Below are 18,369 nucleotides of genomic sequence, written 5' to 3' on the forward strand. Positions count from 1 at the left end.
ACACAATAATAAACCACCTATTACCATTTGTAAATAGGCGGCTTATAAATTGTTTATTTTTTTCTAAACCGGTTTGACCATATGATAATAAACATGCCCGTTAATCAAGATGTCCTTATCTGTTTGATAACCTCTTCTTTCGTACAAAGAATGAGCGCGATGATTGTCCGTCACCACGGCAAGAGCAATTTTACGATACATCAGCTCCTTTGCCCGATTCTCCGCGTGATGTATAAGGGCCGAACCAATCCCCTTACCTCCAAACTGCGGAGAAACCGATAACGTATCGATATAGTACTCATCCTCGTCCGCTTCTTTATCCAGCGCTACGGAAGGGTCATTCTTGAGCTTACGCAAACGATCCAGAATCGGACGATCCAATTCGGCCGCTTGATCACCGCCGTAAGCAACGATAATGCCAGCCACCTCGCCGTCGATCTCTTTCACGGCAGCCTGTCGGTAACTGAGCCTGCCCTCGTCCGCCCGGAAATATTGCTCCAGCACTTCAAGCACTTTCTCTTCACTGTCTTCCCCTGTTAATTGATGCGCTACGTCGTGCAGTGCATCGTACAACAGTCTTATCGCTGCAGCTGCATCTTGTGGTTTTGCTGATCTAATGGTCATGCCTATTCATCCTCCAATTACAATTCAATGCAATTTAGTAATTCAAGTATCCCAGTCCTCAACCTCATACAACAGCTCCATCTCGGACGATGCTGTAAAAGAACGCCGTTTAACTTTAGGATCCCCGATCTTTTCGTGCAGTCCAAACCCTCTTGATACCTTGAACGTAAAAGACAAACCATGAGGTACCATCGCACTTCCCCTATATAGGCCATCTCCGCAGTATGGAATCTCAAATCCGGCATAGATTGTAGGGGAAACCGGTGTGGAAGGCGGTACCTTCACTTGAATCGCGATTTTCACAAGCTCAGGCAGCTCTTCCACGATCGTAATCTCTTTATCTGCACTCAAGCCTCCCATTTGCAGCGTAACCCGGGTGCTGCCAGGAATTCTAGGCTTCAGCGTTCCGTTCGGCAGCAGCGTTAGCCATTCCGGCTCCTCAACATGATAGGTTCCGTTCATCAACGTTTGTACAAATCCGCTGTCGTATGTAATGACCGGATTCAATTGTTTGACGGGCCCTTTCACCCCTACGACTCCATCACCATGCAGCTTAATCGAGGTTGGTTCTCCAATGTCGCCGAAAAAATACAGCAGCGGCGCTTGCGCTCTGCCTGCCCAGTCGCTTTGACTGTGAGCCGCTCCCGGATCAAGAAACAGCATGAGATCTTCTCCCGGCACAAAGCCGTCTTGGATCAAGCGAGCTGCTTCCTCCCGTGCGTATTTTTCCATGAAGACCCCTTCCGCGCCGCCCATATCAAGCCATACCTTAAGATTCGGATGCGTACCGTATCTTTCATAAAATGGATATTCCTTTAGCTCTCCTTGAGCATCAAAATAGGCTTTGACGAAATAAGGTGACATGACCGCTATGTTTCCGAACACATCCGGCCTTCTAAAGCCGATATTGTAGGTGACAATCCCGCCCGCAGACGAACCCATCATGGCCGTGTGCTCCGGACCCTTCAACGTGCGAAAGTTCTCATTGATATATGGTAAAACCTCTTCGATAATAAATAACTCATACCGTTCGCCGGCAAACGGGGGATCGAACACCTGATGCATCCTTGGATTGTCATGGAAATATTCATTCAGTCTTTGATGAGGAACCGTTGCGATGCCAACGATGATAATCTCCTGCATCCGTCCTTCGGACACCAGCCGATCTGCGGTGACATGCATATCCCACGAGCCGCCTCGCTCATCCGCTGAAAATACATGCTGCCCGTCATGCATATAGAGTACGGCATAATGCTTCTCCGTATTCTCATGATAACTGGGTGGAAGGTATACATACAAACTTCGGGTATTGCTTAAGTTAACCGATGGAAAATCTGCAATTTCTACCATTCTTGAGGACATATTGAACATTCTAACCCCTCCTGACTATTTTTGCACCCTATGCACTTGCATTCGATGATTCACCCTTAGGCGATGCCAGATAACAAAAAAAGGCACAACCCGATAAAATCAGGTTGTACCTCTTAGGTAAGCATTGCCTTACTCCACATTATACTGGGGAAATTCCCCATTTTCAATATCAGGATTTGTCCTCTGGCGGCTCTTTTGGCACATAATTAAAGATATCGCCATCCACAAAAGTATCAATCAAGCGTTCCAGCCATTTATAATAAGCAACGGCCTCACGCATCTTTGCCTGATCCTCTTGCAGCACCGCTGTCAGTTCTTCGTCATCTTCATGTGCTTTACGGAGCTTCTCCGTTTCGTCCAGCGCTTTGCGCAGGACCAGTATGTTGCTCTCCACCGATTTTCTCCATTTAATATCAAAGAAATCCACGAAGCTCTGGTACCAGTCATACTCCACTTCATACAAATCCTTGCGGGAACCCTTCTCCCACACCTTGTTTACCATTTTATAATCGAGCAGCGTCCGCACGCCTGTACTCATGCTGGTCTTGCTCATCTTCATTTCCTGTCCCATTTCATCGAGGTTCATCGGTTTATCCGCAAAATAAAGCAATCCGTATAAATGTCCCGTTGAGAGTGGAATGCCGTACAAATCCATATTCCGTCCAATATTTTCAATGACACGCTTACGAATCTTATGCACGGCTGCCTGCCGTTCATCATCTAAATGGTACAAGCCCATGCTTGCAGCCTCCTCTATCTGTAACCATCCAAGAAGTCATGTCAATATAACAAAACTAGGTGGACTCGAAGTGTAGTGTGAACGATCTCCATGAAATTTAAACAAGCCCTGATCCACACACATTCTCTGATCTATTGTAGGGAAAGCTATTTTAAAAGTAAAGAAGATCGCTCTAGAGGATATCGGAGCATATGGGAGCATTTCAAAGGATAACTTTGTACAGTTTTTACTGTACGTACTTTACGTACGGATATAACGTTTGATACTTTACGTATCGGTTGTTACAATGGGTGACATGGGTTTACGAGACGACAGGAATAAGAAGACTCGGTCAAATGGACGCGTCTCTATACAATAAAAAGGAGGAGTACTTTTGGCTATTCTGCAAGTTAACAAAGTCAGCAAATTGTTCGGCGCGAATCCGGAACAAGGGATTCAATTGCTGGAGCAAGGCTGGAGTAAAGCGCGAATTGCGAAAGAAAAAAATATAACGGTTGGCGTTAACCGTGTCAGCTTCGATATCCACGAGGGCGAGATTTTTGTCATCATGGGATTGTCAGGCAGCGGTAAATCTACATTGGTCCGTTTGCTAAATCGGTTGATTGAACCAACATCGGGCGAAATATTGATTCACGGCAAGGATCTCCGAAAAATGAACAAGGAACAGTTGCGTGATGTACGTCGCAAAAAAATCAGCATGGTGTTCCAGAAATTCGCCTTGTTCCCTCATCGCTCGGTTATAGAGAATGTGGAATATGGATTGGAAATTCAAAAGATAGACAAAAGCAAGCGGCACGAAGCGGCCATGAAGTCGCTCGAGCTTGTAGGTTTGAAAGGCTGGGAGGAAAAAATGCCCGATCAGCTTAGCGGCGGCATGCAGCAGCGTGTCGGGCTTGCCCGTGCACTCGCCAATGATCCGGAGATTCTGCTGATGGATGAGGCTTTCAGCGCATTGGATCCCCTCATCCGCAGAGACATGCAGGACGAATTGATCGAACTTCAGGACAAAATGAAAAAAACCATCGTGTTCATTACTCATGACCTGGACGAAGCTCTTCGGATCGGCGACCGCATTGCCTTGATGAAGGACGGTTCGATTGTACAGATCGGAACGCCGGAAGAAATCTTGACCCAGCCTGCCAATGATTATGTTGAGCGGTTCGTGGAAGATGTGGATCTGTCCAAGGTGCTTACCGCATCACGGGTTATGCGCCGTCCGGAGACCATTACGATGGATCGTGGACCTCGCGTGGCGCTTGAGCTGATGCGTGAACGGGGGATTTCGAACCTGTTCGTCATTGACCGTTCCAAGAAGCTGCTTGGCGTCATTACGGCCGAAGATGCATCCGATGCCATGAAGAATAACCGCAAGCTTGAGGATATTCTCATCACAGACGGTCCGAGTGTTGGACCCGATACATTGCTGAATGAATTGTTTGAAATTACGAGTATGGCTAAAGTGCCATTGGCTGTTGTGGATGAGACCGGCAGGTTGATGGGCGTTATCGTCCGCGGTGCTGTTCTTGGTGCCCTGGCCGGAGAAAGCAAGAGTGAGGAGGTGACGCAAGATGCCTAAGATCCCTCTCGCAAGCTGGGTTGATTCCTTGGTCGAATGGATGGGAGACGTCTTCTCCGGTTTCTTTGACGCCATCTCTTTCATTATCAAAAACGTTGTGCAGCTGTTTACGGATTTGTTCATGCTTCCTCATCCGTACCTGTTCATTGTCATCCTGGCTGTCATTGCCTACCTATTAGGCCGTCTGCCGTTGACTTTGTTTACAGCCATCGGTTTTCTGCTCATCGATAACCTGGGCTATTGGTCACAGACCATGAGCACGCTCAGTCTGGTTATCACGGCAGCCTTGATCTCCGTTATACTGGGTGTTCCTCTGGGTATATGGGCGGCCTACAGCAAGTCGGCATCCCGCGTGATCATACCGGTTCTCGACTTTATGCAAACCATGCCGGCGTTTGTATACTTGCTCCCTGCCGTCACATTCTTCAGCTTGGGCGTAGTTCCAGGGGTTATCGCTTCGGTTATCTTCGCCATTCCGCCAACGATTCGCCTGACCCGCCTTGGCATTATGCAAGTATCAGGTGAACTGACGGAGGCTGCAGATGCATTCGGTTCGACTTCCGGGCAGAAATTGTTCAAGGTTCAGCTTCCGCTGGCCATGCCGACCTTGATGGCCGGCATTAACCAGACCATCATGCTGTCCTTGTCAATGGTCGTTATTGCTTCGATGATCGGTGCCCAAGGTATCGGTGCCGAGGTCTACCGGGCCGTAACTCAGCTGCAAATTGGTAAAGGGTTTGAAGCTGGCTTGGCTGTCGTCATTTTGGCGATTGTCCTCGACCGCTTTACACAAAATATATTTAAAACGAAAAAAAGGGGTGCTTAATTTTGAAGAAACAAAAGTTTTGGTTGCTGCTAAGCTTGGCTGCTATTCTGGTTCTGTCTGCTTGCGGACAGGGCGGAAACGGCGGCACGGATGGAACGACGGACAAAGGGACTGACGGCGGTGCTACTGCTTCCCTCGGCGAACAAGTGAAACATGAAATCATCGGTATTGATCCAGGTGCAGGTATTATGAAAGCTGCGGCTGCAGCGATTGATGAATATGGATTGACCGACTGGAAACTGATTGAAGGCTCCGGTGCTGCCATGACCGCAACCCTCAACAAAGCCATCAAGAACGAAGATCCCATCATTATTACCGGTTGGACACCGCACTGGATGTTTGCCAAATATGACCTGAAGTATCTGGAAGATCCGAAGAAAGTATTCGGTGAAGCGGAAGAGATCCACACCGTTGTCCGTCTTGGACTGAAAGAAGATCATCCGGAAGCTTACAAGTTCCTGAGCAATTTCAAGTGGACGTCCGACGATATGGGTCAGATTATGACGGCAATCCAAGAAGGCCAAGACCCTGTGGCTGCCGCTAAAGAATGGGCAGACAGCAACGCAGAGAAAGTGGATGCCTGGCTTGAAGGCGTTCAGCCGGTTGACGGCAAAAGCTTCAAGTTCAGTTATGTAGCCTGGGATTCGGAGATTGCCAGCACCAACCTGCTGAAAGTGATCATGGAAGAGAAGCTCGGATACAAAGTTGACGCGCTTCAAGTAGAAGCAGGCCCAATGTGGACCGGCGTTGCCAATGGCGACGTGGATGCAACCGTAGCAGCATGGCTTCCATTGACGCATGCCGACTATTGGGATAAGTTCAAGGACCAAGTCGAAGACCTTGGCGCTAACATGGAAGGCGTAAAAACCGGCCTGGTGGTTCCATCTTACGTGGAGGCAAATTCGATCGAAGATTTGAAATAAAATGGTTAAAGCCATCCTATGGTATATGGGGTGGCTTTTCTTTTTTGGTGATCAAGATTGTCGGCCTCTGTTCTGAGGAGGATGTATCCGCTCCGGTCGCTGTTGAAACCAGGAAAACAGGATGATATTCTTGCGGTATTTTCCCGGTTTCAAAGGCGAACGCCAGGTCTCCTCCACCGATACATCCTCTATTCTGTGCTGGCCTCCAATCTTTCCACCCACCAAAAGATAGCCATCCCTTTCATCAGGGATGGCCTTTTGGGGGCTGGGCGGGGGAGGGGCTAAGCTGACCCGTTCAACACGGTCAGCTAGCTTATAACACCACACCCGGATTGCCGGTCCTGCTGTGAATCCCCTTGGGGACTCACAGGCTTGCCGGCGCAGCTTGTAGGGGTTGCTGGTGCCCAGTGCAATCCCTCTTAATCAAGCAAGCCTGTCGGCTTGCTTTCCTCACCGATACATCCTCTACTCTTGGCTGGCTCCAATCTTTCCACACCCGGATTGCCGGACATGCTGTGACTCCCCTTGGGACTCACAGGCTTGCCGGCGCAGCTTGTAGGGGCTACTGGTGCCCGGTGCAGTCCCTCTTAATCAAGCAAGCCTGTCGGCTTGCTTTCCTCACTGATACATCCTCTACTCTTGGCTGGCTCCGATCTTTCCACACCCGGATTGCCGGGCATGCTGTGAATTCTTGGAACTCACAGGCTTGTCGGCCTAGCTTCCTTGGCCTTTCGGGGGCTTGCAGCCTTCCCTGATACGGCCTCGTAACATTGCACGAGCACTACTGCAGCTCGTCCTTCTCTCACAAAAAAAAGATCATGCCCACATCAATGAGCATGACCGTCTTAATTCTACTATATAAGTGCTACTCTTTTATCGTAACCGTTACGGGAGAGTATTCGGCAATGACGGTTTGTCCGTGCACGGATACGCTGCCCTGCGGCGTAAGGTCTTTTTCGGTCATGATGCCAAGCGCGATAGTGAATTTGTTGAACTTGATCGGGATGTTCTTCTCCCGGCGGATCTCTTCGCCGTTCACATAGAAGATCGCTTCGTCCTTGGCACGGTTATACGTGATTTTATATGTGTTGAATTCCCGCGGCGTGAAGTGTGTATCTTCCTCTTTAAAAATGCAGAAGTAACGGGTCTTGTCCGATTCCGGCACCTGCACACCCGGGAACGGCAGAACGGCATACACGCTGGCATACTTGTCATTCGAAGCAAAAAAGTCCAGTGCTGCGCCCGTGCTGAAATCAAGCAGATTCAAAGATACGTAGCCGTCATACAAGTCGCCGGGAACCGTACCTTGGGTGCGCGCCCGAATTTGCAGCTCGAACGTGACCTCGCCGGATTCCGGCACTTCCACCTCTTCGTTGGAATAATACATATGCTTGGCATTATCGAGAATTTGGATCTGATCATTCTGGCGGCTCAGCGGCGCGCGCACGTACAGGATGCCGTTGCGGACGATCACGACCGCATTCGGCTCGCGATATTCCCAGAATGAACCGTCCGGCAGCGGGAAACCGCCGATCTTCCAAGTCCCGGTCTCGGACAGGATAGAGTGAAAATCACCAAAAATGCGTTGTTGTTCCATCTAATTCCCCTTCTTCCTTACAAAGTCTGAATGATTCCCTGGATGAGCAATGACAGGATCAGCACGCCGCCGCAGCGCATGGTCGTCATCGTTGAGGCGCCCATCAGCGGTAAATACGCTTCGGAACGGTTGCTGTCCTTCAGTCTTCCATAGACAAGATACAACGGAATCATCGTAAGCAGTGCAATTAATGCGTAAGGCGGAAGCGCCCCGGCCAATACGCAGGCGATCAAAGACAAGCAGGCCAGCAGCAGCAGAACTCTCGAGAAGCTCAGCGCTCTTTTTTCACCCCATACCACAACCAGGCTCTTCTTTCCGGCCTGACGGTCCGCCTGCCAATGCAAAAAGTGATGATTAAACAAAATCAGCGTTGTCAGCAGCCCGATGGGCAGTGACAGCAGCAGCGCCCGGACATCCATATGTGAGGTTTGAACGTAGTATGCGCCCATCACCGGCAAAATACCAAAGGATAGCAGAATCGCAATCTCGCTGAAACCCTTGCCGCGATATCCGAATTGAATTGGCGGTGCGACATAGAAATAAGCGATCAGCCCGCCAAGTCCGCCGAAGATGAAGGCCCACCAGCCGCTGATCAAACTGAGGATAATGCCGCTCAGCGCCGCAATCCCGAATAACGTCCAGGTAACGATTTCGAATTTACGGAGCGACCAGACGCCCTTCGTAAGAAATCCGGAGTTCGTGGAGATCGCATCCACATGCTCCTGCGCTTCCGTATCCGTTCCGTTCTTATAGTCCCACAAATCGTTCACCATATTGGAGAACAGATGGGCAGCGCCGCTCCCGATCAAGGTCAATAAAAAGAGGCCTAAATGAACTTCACCTGTCCATACATAAGCCCCGAGTGCTCCCAAAGCAACCGGAATCAGCATAACAGGAATTACTTTGATTCGGGAAGCTTTTTTAAACTGTTCAAGGGCATCCACTTGGTTATGCTCCTTTCCTTCTATAATACAGAATAGAACGCCTGCAGACAGCTGCAGACGTTAACGTTGTGAAACATGGAACTTGCATAAATAAGAATATCATAATTGTCGAACTTTGTAATCCGTTTGTTAGAACTTGGCTATGCAGCCATTATACCGATGAACGTTCGATCAGCTCGAAGGCAAGCTCCTTGCGAATCGGCTCTTCCTGCTCCCCTTGAATATGCGCATACAGCATCCTGAAGGCCTCGGAGCCCATATCAAACAGTCGGTTATCAATCGTGGTGAGACCCAGCATTTTACCGATCGGCTGGTTGTCGAATCCGATGACAGCGAGCTCTTGCGGAATGGACAGTCCTCTCTTCTCGGCTTCATAGATCAATCCGGCGGCCACATGGTCACCCGTTACCAGCAAACTACTTGGACGTTCCTCCATAGCGGACATCCGATCCATAATCGCCGCACCGTCTTCCAGATCGATACAGCCATCCAATATCCATTCCTGTCGGTAAGGCTCTCCGATCTCCTTAAGCACTTCTTCATACGCCACTTGGCGCGCTCTCGTGCTCGGACTGTCCAGTCTTCCCACCGTGAAGCCGATGCGTCGATGTCCCCGCTTTATCAAATATTGCATGGCACTGCGAAATGCCTCCGCATGGTTTATATATATAGAAGAAAATAATCGTTCGCCCGCATCCTGACAGCATACGATCGGTCCGTAAGCGCAGTAGGCTTCGATCTGTTTTGGAGTCACGGCCGACGATAAAATAATGATGCCGTCAATCTCGCGGTTACGCAGCATCTCCAGCACTTCCACTTCCTTATCCGGCGCATACCCGGTTTGGCACAGGATCAGGCGATAGCTAGCGGCAAGCGCTTCTTGTCCAGCTCCCTCCATCAGCAAGGAGAAGTAGGCATGATTAATAAACGGCAGCATGATAGCAATATTCATCGTTTTCCCTGTAATCAGATGGACCGCATTCATATTCCTGGCGTATTTCAGCTGTTTCATGGTCTCCAACACGCGTGTCCGCTTATCTTCTCTGACATAGGGATGATTGTTCAGCACCCGGGATACCGTTGACACCGAAACGCCTGCCAGCTTGGCAATCTCTTTAATATTAGCCACTCCTTCAAGCCCCCTTCATCCACTGGTTCCTTCCTGATACTATCATGATTGCTTTCCCTATTCAAAGGGAGGCAACCCGGTAGCAAAAGGCAGTTGTATTAACGATCAGAAACCGTCCCTTGGAAATTCCAGAGCTAATCTCAGCGCGCTGAAGGATTACAAGATGAATGCAAAAAATGAACAACGATAAAAAGAAGACTTGATCTGGTATGCTTTTCATACTTTACACTGAGGTTGGGTGGAAACCTTCATTCATTGTCAGCGTGACCGCAAGGGCGTGATGGCAAGGGCAAGGCTTCTGCCTTTTTATCATGATTCGTGAAACTTAGATCTTGTCCATAACGTCATCTTTGTCAAAAGGAGCTGATGGATGATGGAGACGTTCGGCAGAGGCTGCCTGTACTTGATCATTGGCATGGTGGTATTATTGCTGCTTGCCCTGTTATTGGGGACGACAATTACGATCCCTTGGTTTATCTTCATTCCTATAATTATTATTGCCTTTGCTATAGCTGCATCCAAGAGCAAGCACAAGGATGATGATTAAGCGAAACCGCAGGTCACGTCGCCGGATGCTAAATGGGTTGTTTACGCCTCGTTTTCGGAACCACATGCAAGTTTAGCCCGATCAGTCCAATTACCTTCCCACCGTACACCAAAAAAGACTCCCTTCCCGGGAGTCCTTTTCATTCCATATGATTCCGATCATTCTGTATCAGGCTACCTATTTATTTCGAGATATTCTTGAATGCCTCTGTCTGCTGCTTAATGCCGACCTCGGTGGCAAAACGCTCGATGCTGGAAGCTCCGAAGAATCCCTCGACTCCCTTGGTTCTGGACAATACATACGCCGCATCCTCAGGTTCTGCAATCGGACCACCATGGCACAGAATCATAATGTCCGGGTTAATGGCTTTACCGGCATCACAGATCGCTTGAATCTTTTCAACGCAATCGTCGAGTGTCAATGCTGTTTTCGCACCTATGGTTCCTTTGGTGGTAAGGCCCATATGGGCAACCAGGACATCGGCTCCGGCTTCAGCCATCTTCTTCGCTTGATCGACATCAAACACATACGGAGTAGTCAGCATATCCAGCTCATGCGCCTTCCGGATCATCTCAACCTCCAGATCATATCCCATGCCCGTCTCTTCCAGATTCGCCCGGAATACGCCGTCAATCAAGCCAACCGTGGGAAAGTTCTGCACACCGGCAAATCCTTGCTCCTTAAGCTGCTTGAGGAAAATATCCATGATCCGGAACGGATCTGTGCCACAAACACCCGCCAATACTGGCGTATGCTTCACGACCGGCAGCACCTCGTTTCCCATGTCCACCACAATCTGGTTCGCATCTCCGTAAGCCATCAGTCCGGCGAGCGAGCCGCGCCCAGCCATCCGGTAACGCCCCGAATTGTATATAATAATCAAGTCCACACCACCGGCTTCGGCACTCTTGGCCGAGATGCCTGTCCCTGCTCCCGCTCCCAATAATACTTTACCCGCTGCTACTTCCGCTTTTAATTTTGCTAACACTTCTGCTCTTGTTGTCATTGCCATGATCATGTCCTCCTTCAGTGTGAATAGTGTGGGTGTGTAACCTGCGCCAAACTTATTGCCGTTTCATCAATTCCATCAGCTTATCGGCCGCAGCCACCGCAAAAGCTTGATCATTGATGTCGGTATTCATCTCGATCAATTCAACGGTTTTACGGTCTATGCGTTGCCTTAACGTGTCAAACAGCATCTTATCCTCTTCCGGTCCATGGAATGATTCGCCTTCCACGTCGAGCATCGATACGCCCTGCAAAGGAAGCATCAGTACGGTAGGTCCTTGCGACATATTCAATTTGTCTGCAATCAACTCCCCAAGCTGCCGGTTCTCCTCAACCGTGGTCCGCATCAGCGTAACCGAGGGGTTATGCTTGTACAGATTCCGTTCCCGGAATGCCTCCGGCACGGTATCATGTGGACCGAAATTGACCATATCCAGCGCTCCGGTTGATACGACCTGCGGTACTTTGCAGCGACCGGCGGCTTCCAGGCGATGCGGACCAGCCGCCAAAACGCCTCCCACCAGCTCATCGCACCATTCCGTTGTCGTCAAATCCAGCACACCGTCTATATATCCGGCCTCAATTAGGCTTTCCATCGTTTGTCCGCCCGTACCTGTTGCGTGAAATACTAGCACTTCATAACCATGCAACTCCAGATGCGCCCTGGCATAATCGATGCACGGGGTCGTAACCCCAAACATCGTCGCTGCAATCAGCGGCTTTTTATCCATCGGGGGCGCCGATTCGAACTGAACCATACCGGCAATCGCATGTGCCGCGTTCGTGAATATTTTGGTGGAAAACGAATTCAGTCCGGATACATCCACGATGGACGGGAACATGATAATGTCACTTGTCCCCACATAAGGTGCCGTATTGCCGGATGCGACCGTGGACACCATCAGTTTCGGAACGCCGATCGGCAATGCCCTCATGCCCGCCGTGACGATCGAAGTACCTCCAGTGCCGCCAAATGACAGCATGGCGTCAAATTTGCCCTCTGCATACAGCTTCGGTACGATTTTTTCCATTCCTTGAGCCAATGCTTCAGTCCCTGCGGAACGGTCCTTTCGAGCCGCAATCTCACGTATATCCACACCAGCTGCCGCTGCAACTTCGATGTTGGATACTTCCGGCGTGAACATCGGCTCGAACACACCGCTGTGGATCATAAACGTCTTTAGCCCCAAGCTCTCGATAACGGATTTAACGTATGAAAACTCGGCACCCTTCGAATCGAATGTCCCCGCAATAGCTACCGTCTTCACCGTGCAGACCTCCTCCATATCTCATCTCAGGATCGCTTGCACCCGTCCTGACAGGTCCGGTATAGGATCCCTACAAGACCATAATACAGCGCTTTCAAATAAAAAGGATCGTATCGATGTACGATCTTTATGTATATTTGTCTTTCAGATGCTGACGGTAGGATTGGGGAGAAGTTCCCGCGTATTTTTTGAAGGTTTTGCTGAAATGAACATAGTCAGGGTAGCCCACGAGCTCGGCTATTCTGCCCAGGGACAGTTTGCTGTGCTTCATGATCTCCTGTGATTTGTGAATCCTGTATTTAGCTATATATTCCGGAAAGCTGCATCCCACTTCCCTGTTAAAAAGCGCGCTCAGATGCGTTCGAGAAACATGAATACGCTCTGCCAGCTCGTTCATTGAAATGGGGTCCGCGTAATTCTCGGCAACATATTCCTTCACATAGGAAACATAATCCATCGGCTCTTCGAGCCCCGAGAGCTTCTCCATCAGCTGCCGATCCTGCTTCAGATGGCCCGTGGCCTTAAAACGATGCGTGGCATCCACGATGGCCTCTTCCGTCGGTGTTCGTTCAAAGCTCGAACCGCCCACGTAACCCATGGCTGACGTATTGTCATACATATACTGAACATCGATCGGCGTATGGACGGGGCCGCCATACACCAGCTTGATCGGCCGCCTGCCCGAAGCGTCACTTACTTCAAATATGTTTCTGGCGATTTCCGCCCCCTTCTCCAGCGACCATGCTTTCGTGGTGCCCATCAACCCGCCTGCCGTGACGCCTAAATGGGCGCAGATAATATCGGCCCCAGCCTCCAGCATCCACTTCGTCTGCTCCGGAGTAAAAACAAAGGCCATCGTAAACATATCCTGCTCATGGGCAGCCCGAATGGCCTCCACCTCCTGCAAATAGGTGATGCCTTCTTCCTCCAGGGCTTCACCGAACTGTCCATCAATCATTCCCACAGTCGGATAGTTGATTATGCCGGCAAAACCGCTGCCGCGGATGGATGCCAAGTAATCGGGAAGCTGAATGGTTGGATCTGTCCCGCATAGACCGAAGATCACCGGTATGTCACCGACCACCGAAAGAATCTCCCGCGAACCGAATTCCATCACCATTTCATTGCCGTTCGCGTAGGGCATGAAACCCGCCAGGGAGCCAAGCCCCATCTGCCGAAAACGGCCCGAATTCAGGGCCAGTATCAAATCTGCCCCGCCCTTAACCGCATATTTTGCCGAGATCCCTGCCCCTGCCGCAACGCCAATCAGTCGCTCCTGCGTCTGTATTCCTTTATGTAATCGGTCTACAATTTGTTCTCTGGTCGTTATCAAAGCTATTGGTCCCCTTATCTTCAATCTGACCGTCATTTATATCGTTTCCCTATGTCGCTACACCTATTATAAATGAATATCAATAGAGACGCTTGTCGTAGCTGTCCCGTAATCCTTGAGTAACTGATTCCTCCGTCACACGATCTTGATTCACATGATCCGCAATGATCCGGGACGGATTCGGCAGCTGCTCGCCTGATATCCAGGAATCAGGATTCCATGTTTGGGACCGTATGAAGGCTTTTGCGCAGTGCATATAACATTCCTCAACCCGTACTCCGATGCCAAGCCATGGCCGTTTGCCTTGTACGCTGAGCTGCTCCAAAATGTTTTCGTCCCTGATCAGAACGGCACTGCCGTTGACACGCAGGGTCTCCTTCAATCCCGGTATGACAAACACGATGCCGACCCTAGGGTTGGACAAAATATTTCGCAGTGAATCAAAGCGGCGATTGCCCGGCCGTTCCGGAATAACCAACCAGGATTCATCCATCACATGCACAAACCCCGGCGCATCTCCCCTCGGCGAAGCATCGCAGTAACCGGATGCGTCCGAAGTAGACATAAATAGCAATGGACTCTTGGCAATAAAATCTTTACAGTGATGATCCAATCGATCAATCGCTTTATGTTTGACCACATGATTGGACTCGCCGAACAGGTCCCGAAGCTCCTCCTCCGATGTAATGATGGACCGAAAAGGACATTTTGTCATCATAATCACTCTCCTACGTATGAAAAGAAGCCCCCCAAGTTCAAAGAACTTATGGGAGCCCTTCTCCATTCTTATAAGAAGACAAGCAGCAAAATACCGACAACAAAGCAATAATAAGCGAAATATTTCAGATTCCCGCGCGCCATGATATTCATGAACCATTTCATCGCAAAATAGGTACAGATCAATGTAGCAATGAACGCAATCAGATAAGGGATTAGCAACGAAGAAAAGTTGGGATCCGATGTGATATCCGACACGCCCAGCACCATGCCGCCGAGACTTATCGGGATATACAGCATAAAGGAAAACCGAAGCGCTGTCTCCTGCTTCATCCCCACAGCGATCGACGTAATGACGGTCGAACCGGATCGGCTAATACCCGGGATCAGCGCAACCGCCTGGGCCAAACCTACGATAAGCGCATCCTTGAATGACAGGTCATTGTCCAGCTTGCGGCCACGAAGATTCCGAATCAGCCAAAGAGCGATCCCCGTGAACAGCAGCGCAACGCCTACCGTACGTACAGAGGCAAATATTTCTTCAATCTGATCCTTGAACAACAGACCGATAATGACTGCTGGAATCGTACCTACAATAATATACAGAATAAACATGAAGTCGGATTTATACTCCGGTTTTCGTGTGCGCAAATAACTCAGGCCATTCACGATCAACCTCTGCAAATCTTTGCGAAAGATAAATACAATCGCAATTAATGATGCCGTATTGGTCAGAATTTCAAACGACAGCCCGTTCTGCTCCATGCCCATGAGTCTCTGGGCGACAATCAAATGACCGCTGGAGGATACCGGAATCGGCTCCGTAACCCCCTGCACAATACCCAACAGCAAGTACTTCAACCACAAGATGAAATCTTCCATAACTCTCCTACTCTCTTTACAACATTTGTATGGCTATAAAAAATACTAGTCTATCATAGCCCAAAAAAATAGCAATAATCAAACCACGAATGGGCAAAAAAGGTATGTAAACAAGAGAAGCCCCTCTAACCACGGAATTAGAGGGGCTCCTAATCTATTGTTAAGAGGTGATTCCATCTTAAGATATGCAGCTTAATGAAACCTTAAAGCTTCATTAGGGGAACATAAAAAGTTGTGAGTACTCCTTTGATCACTATGGTGAGACATGGGAAAGGCTAATATTCACAAGGAATAGTTCGATTCTCCCATTAACTTCTATAATTCTACAATATCCTTACTCTTTCGCTTTAAACATAGAAATATATACCTAGTTCTGATAGACTATTCTATAATATTCCTGTTTTAACGGGTTAACAACAAGCGACGGAAAATCCGTGCAAGCAAATCCCCTAGCCGATAGGGACTCAAGAAATGAGAAGAAGAAATGAAACGCTTGGCAAAATCAGCTCTGTTCATCCTGTTGTTATTGGTCATGTTGACTGCATGCAGTTCAGGGAAAGACGCAGCCGAAACTTCGTCCCCCCCTTCAACCCCGGAAAATGAAGCGGCAAAAAACACCGCCTCTGACAATAAGGAAAAGAATGAAGAACCTAACAAGACTCAATCATTTAAAGGGGAGAATTTCTCCTTTTCCTACCCTTCGACATGGAAGGATGCAGACCTTAACATCCCTCAAGTCATTGCGGCATTCGTAAATCCTAACCCCCAAGGAGCTTTTGTTGATAATTTAAATGTCGTTATCGAGGAATCGTCAGCTACTCCAGAGGAAGCAGCTAACGCTGCCGTTCAAGGTTTAACCAATGGAGATGGGGGACCATTAATCCAAGATTTCAAAAAACTGAACTACATCGACGTTCCCAAGAAGGCAGCGGGGATTCTGGAATCTGAATACACTCATGGAGAGTCCAACGCCCAGGTCATTTTGACTCAATATTTTGCCTCAAACGGCAATGAACTTTACACGCTCTCCATTTCCTATTCCAAGACAGCCTACGATAATGGAGGAAAAGCGAGTGTCCAAAACATAATGGACTCGTTCGAAATCGTTAAAGTTAGTAATCAGGTGGAAGATGCGAATGCTAACGCTGGGAGTAATGTCGAAGGATTAACGGAAGAAAACCTTTTCGCTGAAATCATGGCTTATGTTATCCCAATTGAAATTGAAGACGGAGCTCTAGACGAGGTCACCTATAACTATTTTGTTCAGCATTATGAGTTGTTTCCAGCGCTTACACCTAAAGCTCAAAAGAAAGCGAAGGCAGAAGTCGATCCAAATATTACGTCCCGCCACCTCAACAAAAATCTGAGTCCCTATTTAAATCAGATGATCGAGGTAAGTGGATACGTTGTTGATATCATTGAAGATGAAGTCGAAGAGGGTATTACCCTTGCCGAAATACACATAATAGATGATAACGATAACTCCATTATCGGTTTTTATGCCCACTCTACCGGTGATATTCTGCAAGACGATTATGTCACGATGCGAGGAGTGCCGGCAACATTTTATTCATTTGAGAATGTAAGTGGCGGAACCACGAATTCTGTTCTTATCGGTGTGTCCACGCTTGAGAAGACGGAATAGTTCGTTTCTAATAGATGCTCTATTATCTTATCCTAAGCCCATTTTTGGGCTTTTCTTTTTGCATGAGGCCCCTCGAAGACATAGTTCTTATCAATCTTTGCCATGCATTCGGGTTGGTTACTTTTTTCTAACCTATTTGAACGAGTTGCATAAAGCTCTCTACTGCAAATATTGAGATGTTTTCAATTCCGAAAAAATATTTTGTTTGTTTTCGCTTTCATCATACACATCATCTGGATCAGCCCCATCCAAATTGAATTTACCAGCTTGCAAATTAATTACGCTATATTGTCCATAAGTATTTTTTTTCATAAATATTATATAACTGCTGCCGCTCTTCATTTCAGTATAATCCCCAATTGCTAATTTTTCTTTACCTGATAGCGTTTGCTTCAGAGCAATGGGTTCTATTACTTTCAGGTTACTCGCGTCTTCCTCAGAGCCTTTCAAAACCTTTTCAACCTCAATCTCGGTTAACGTATAAAAATCCACAGGTATATCATTCTCAAGTGTTCTAATCGTCATTTCACGATCTTCAAAGTCCTTAATGGGCCTTCCGATAACAATCAACTGGGCATCAGAAAATAGTGCTTCTCCCGTTTGAGTACCCCTTATAATCTGGGTGAGTTCTTACATCGCGAACAGAATTATAAATGGCAAAATAATAATAACAAGCTGCTGCAAGGATAATAACCAAAGCCAGTGAAAGAATTATGCTTTTCTTTTTTAGCAACATCTTCATTTCATAATCCTCCTATTTTTTAATTTCCCCATTTGTACTTTAATTCACCTTTATCATAGGTTGAAGGAGAAGATTCCAATCGATACTTTTGAAGAGATTCCAGACCATTGTGAGCGTGCCCAATCGAACTGCGAAGTATAACCATATTGAGCAACAGAATAGTCATAATAGGCATTAAAAATACCAGTTGTTCTCTTGTAACTAAACACGGTTGCATTAGCATTAGGCCCTAATAAGGTAACTGTTTCATTCTTTTGATTCAAAATGTAAAAAAGTGCGCCGATTGAGTATCGGCACACGCTCTCTCGTAAGAAAATTCTTACGTTAATGTATGTAACTAAGTTATAAGTAAAATATTCCTATTTACTTTTTTACTGTTTTTTTGCTTGTTACATATCCTATAAAAGAACCAGTCAAACTGACAGCATACATTACACAAATGTATCCAAATGCTTCGTATGAAACCGAGGGTAAGAAGTATCTTAGCAAGCAGGTCCT

Annotated in this window: 18 protein-coding genes; 5 read left to right on the top strand and 13 right to left on the bottom strand. The window is 47.9% G+C overall.

The genetic code is table 11. The features are described 5' to 3' along the window. Nucleotides 1-63: 63 nt before the first annotated feature. From AB4124_RS04325 to AB4124_RS04335, 3 genes are all read right to left on the bottom strand, one after another. Nucleotides 64-624: a GNAT family N-acetyltransferase gene (locus AB4124_RS04325; protein WP_076324678.1), complete on the bottom strand. Its 561-nt coding sequence runs from the start codon at nt 622-624 to the stop codon at nt 64-66. A gap of 42 nt (nt 625-666) precedes the next feature. Next, complete coding sequence (locus AB4124_RS04330; RefSeq protein ID WP_441971320.1) at nt 667-1,995, bottom strand: alpha/beta hydrolase; 1,329 nt, start codon at nt 1,993-1,995, stop codon at nt 667-669. Nucleotides 1,996-2,164: 169 nt separating this feature from the next. Next, a complete protein-coding gene (locus tag AB4124_RS04335) occupies nt 2,165-2,734 on the bottom strand; it encodes a GbsR/MarR family transcriptional regulator (protein ID WP_215162109.1) in 570 nt (189 codons plus the stop codon). Nucleotides 2,735-3,107: 373 nt separating this feature from the next. Here AB4124_RS04335 and AB4124_RS04340 point away from each other — a divergent pair, with 373 nt between their 5' ends. Genes AB4124_RS04340 through AB4124_RS04350 form a run of 3 tightly spaced genes read left to right on the top strand, consistent with a single transcriptional unit; the run spans nt 3,108 to nt 6,059 of the window. After that, entirely contained in the window at nt 3,108-4,310 is a 1,203-nt protein-coding gene (locus AB4124_RS04340; RefSeq protein ID WP_441971322.1) for a quaternary amine ABC transporter ATP-binding protein, read from the top strand. Beyond that, the gene (locus AB4124_RS04345) at nt 4,303-5,136 is read left to right on the top strand and encodes an ABC transporter permease (protein ID WP_076324682.1); all 834 of its coding nucleotides are present in this window, start codon (nt 4,303-4,305) and stop codon (nt 5,134-5,136) included. Before AB4124_RS04340 ends, AB4124_RS04345 begins: the two co-directional genes overlap by 8 nt. Nucleotides 5,137-5,138: 2 nt before the next feature. Beyond that, nucleotides 5,139-6,059 (top strand): glycine betaine ABC transporter substrate-binding protein, encoded by a 921-nt coding sequence (locus AB4124_RS04350; protein WP_430136405.1) that lies wholly within the window; start codon nt 5,139-5,141, stop codon nt 6,057-6,059. Between the two features lie 865 nt (nt 6,060-6,924). Here AB4124_RS04350 and AB4124_RS04355 read toward each other — a convergent pair. The 3 genes from AB4124_RS04355 to AB4124_RS04365 form a co-directional block, all read right to left on the bottom strand. After that, nucleotides 6,925-7,656 (bottom strand): DUF6081 family protein, encoded by a 732-nt coding sequence (locus AB4124_RS04355; protein WP_441971325.1) that lies wholly within the window; start codon nt 7,654-7,656, stop codon nt 6,925-6,927. 17 nt (nt 7,657-7,673) lie between these two features. Further along, nucleotides 7,674-8,600: a prenyltransferase gene (locus AB4124_RS04360; protein WP_441971327.1), complete on the bottom strand. Its 927-nt coding sequence runs from the start codon at nt 8,598-8,600 to the stop codon at nt 7,674-7,676. Between the two features lie 151 nt (nt 8,601-8,751). Then, complete coding sequence (locus tag AB4124_RS04365) at nt 8,752-9,729, bottom strand: LacI family DNA-binding transcriptional regulator (protein WP_441971328.1); 978 nt, start codon at nt 9,727-9,729, stop codon at nt 8,752-8,754. Nucleotides 9,730-10,099: 370 nt separating this feature from the next. Between AB4124_RS04365 and AB4124_RS04370 the strand changes: the two genes are divergently transcribed. Continuing rightward, a complete protein-coding gene (locus tag AB4124_RS04370) occupies nt 10,100-10,276 on the top strand; it encodes a hypothetical protein (protein WP_179090683.1) in 177 nt (58 codons plus the stop codon). Between the two features lie 181 nt (nt 10,277-10,457). On the opposite strand, the gene AB4124_RS04375 is transcribed toward AB4124_RS04370, so the two are convergent. From AB4124_RS04375 to AB4124_RS04395, 5 genes are all read right to left on the bottom strand, one after another. Next, on the bottom strand, nt 10,458-11,288 hold the full coding sequence (locus tag AB4124_RS04375) for a phosphoenolpyruvate hydrolase family protein (RefSeq protein ID WP_441971329.1): 831 nt from the start codon (nt 11,286-11,288) through the stop codon (nt 10,458-10,460). Between the two features lie 52 nt (nt 11,289-11,340). Next, the gene (locus tag AB4124_RS04380) at nt 11,341-12,552 is read right to left on the bottom strand and encodes a Tm-1-like ATP-binding domain-containing protein (RefSeq protein ID WP_076324689.1); all 1,212 of its coding nucleotides are present in this window, start codon (nt 12,550-12,552) and stop codon (nt 11,341-11,343) included. A gap of 127 nt (nt 12,553-12,679) precedes the next feature. Then, nucleotides 12,680-13,885 carry a phosphoenolpyruvate hydrolase family protein gene (locus AB4124_RS04385; RefSeq protein WP_256720726.1) on the bottom strand — a complete coding sequence of 402 codons (1,206 nt, stop codon included), beginning with the start codon at nt 13,883-13,885 and terminating at the stop codon, nt 12,680-12,682. A gap of 79 nt (nt 13,886-13,964) precedes the next feature. Next, nucleotides 13,965-14,600, bottom strand: a complete 636-nt coding sequence (locus tag AB4124_RS04390; RefSeq protein WP_441971642.1) for a pyridoxamine 5'-phosphate oxidase family protein — start codon at nt 14,598-14,600, stop codon at nt 13,965-13,967. Nucleotides 14,601-14,671: 71 nt separating this feature from the next. Further along, nucleotides 14,672-15,484 (bottom strand): undecaprenyl-diphosphate phosphatase, encoded by an 813-nt coding sequence (locus AB4124_RS04395; RefSeq protein ID WP_441971331.1) that lies wholly within the window; start codon nt 15,482-15,484, stop codon nt 14,672-14,674. Nucleotides 15,485-15,968: 484 nt separating this feature from the next. Here AB4124_RS04395 and AB4124_RS04400 point away from each other — a divergent pair, with 484 nt between their 5' ends. Then, the gene (locus tag AB4124_RS04400; RefSeq protein ID WP_441971333.1) at nt 15,969-17,129 is read left to right on the top strand and encodes a PsbP-related protein; all 1,161 of its coding nucleotides are present in this window, start codon (nt 15,969-15,971) and stop codon (nt 17,127-17,129) included. 159 nt (nt 17,130-17,288) lie between these two features. Here AB4124_RS04400 and AB4124_RS04405 read toward each other — a convergent pair whose 3' ends face one another. Beyond that, the gene (locus tag AB4124_RS04405) at nt 17,289-17,654 is read right to left on the bottom strand and encodes a hypothetical protein (protein WP_441971335.1); all 366 of its coding nucleotides are present in this window, start codon (nt 17,652-17,654) and stop codon (nt 17,289-17,291) included. 52 nt (nt 17,655-17,706) lie between these two features. After that, entirely contained in the window at nt 17,707-17,871 is a 165-nt protein-coding gene (locus AB4124_RS04410; protein WP_179090688.1) for a hypothetical protein, read from the bottom strand. Between the last annotated feature and the right edge of the window lie 498 nt (nt 17,872-18,369).

This window comes from Paenibacillus sp. 2KB_20 (assembly GCF_052115765.1).
In the GTDB taxonomy this organism is placed as follows: Bacteria; Bacillota; Bacilli; order Paenibacillales; family Paenibacillaceae; genus Paenibacillus_AQ.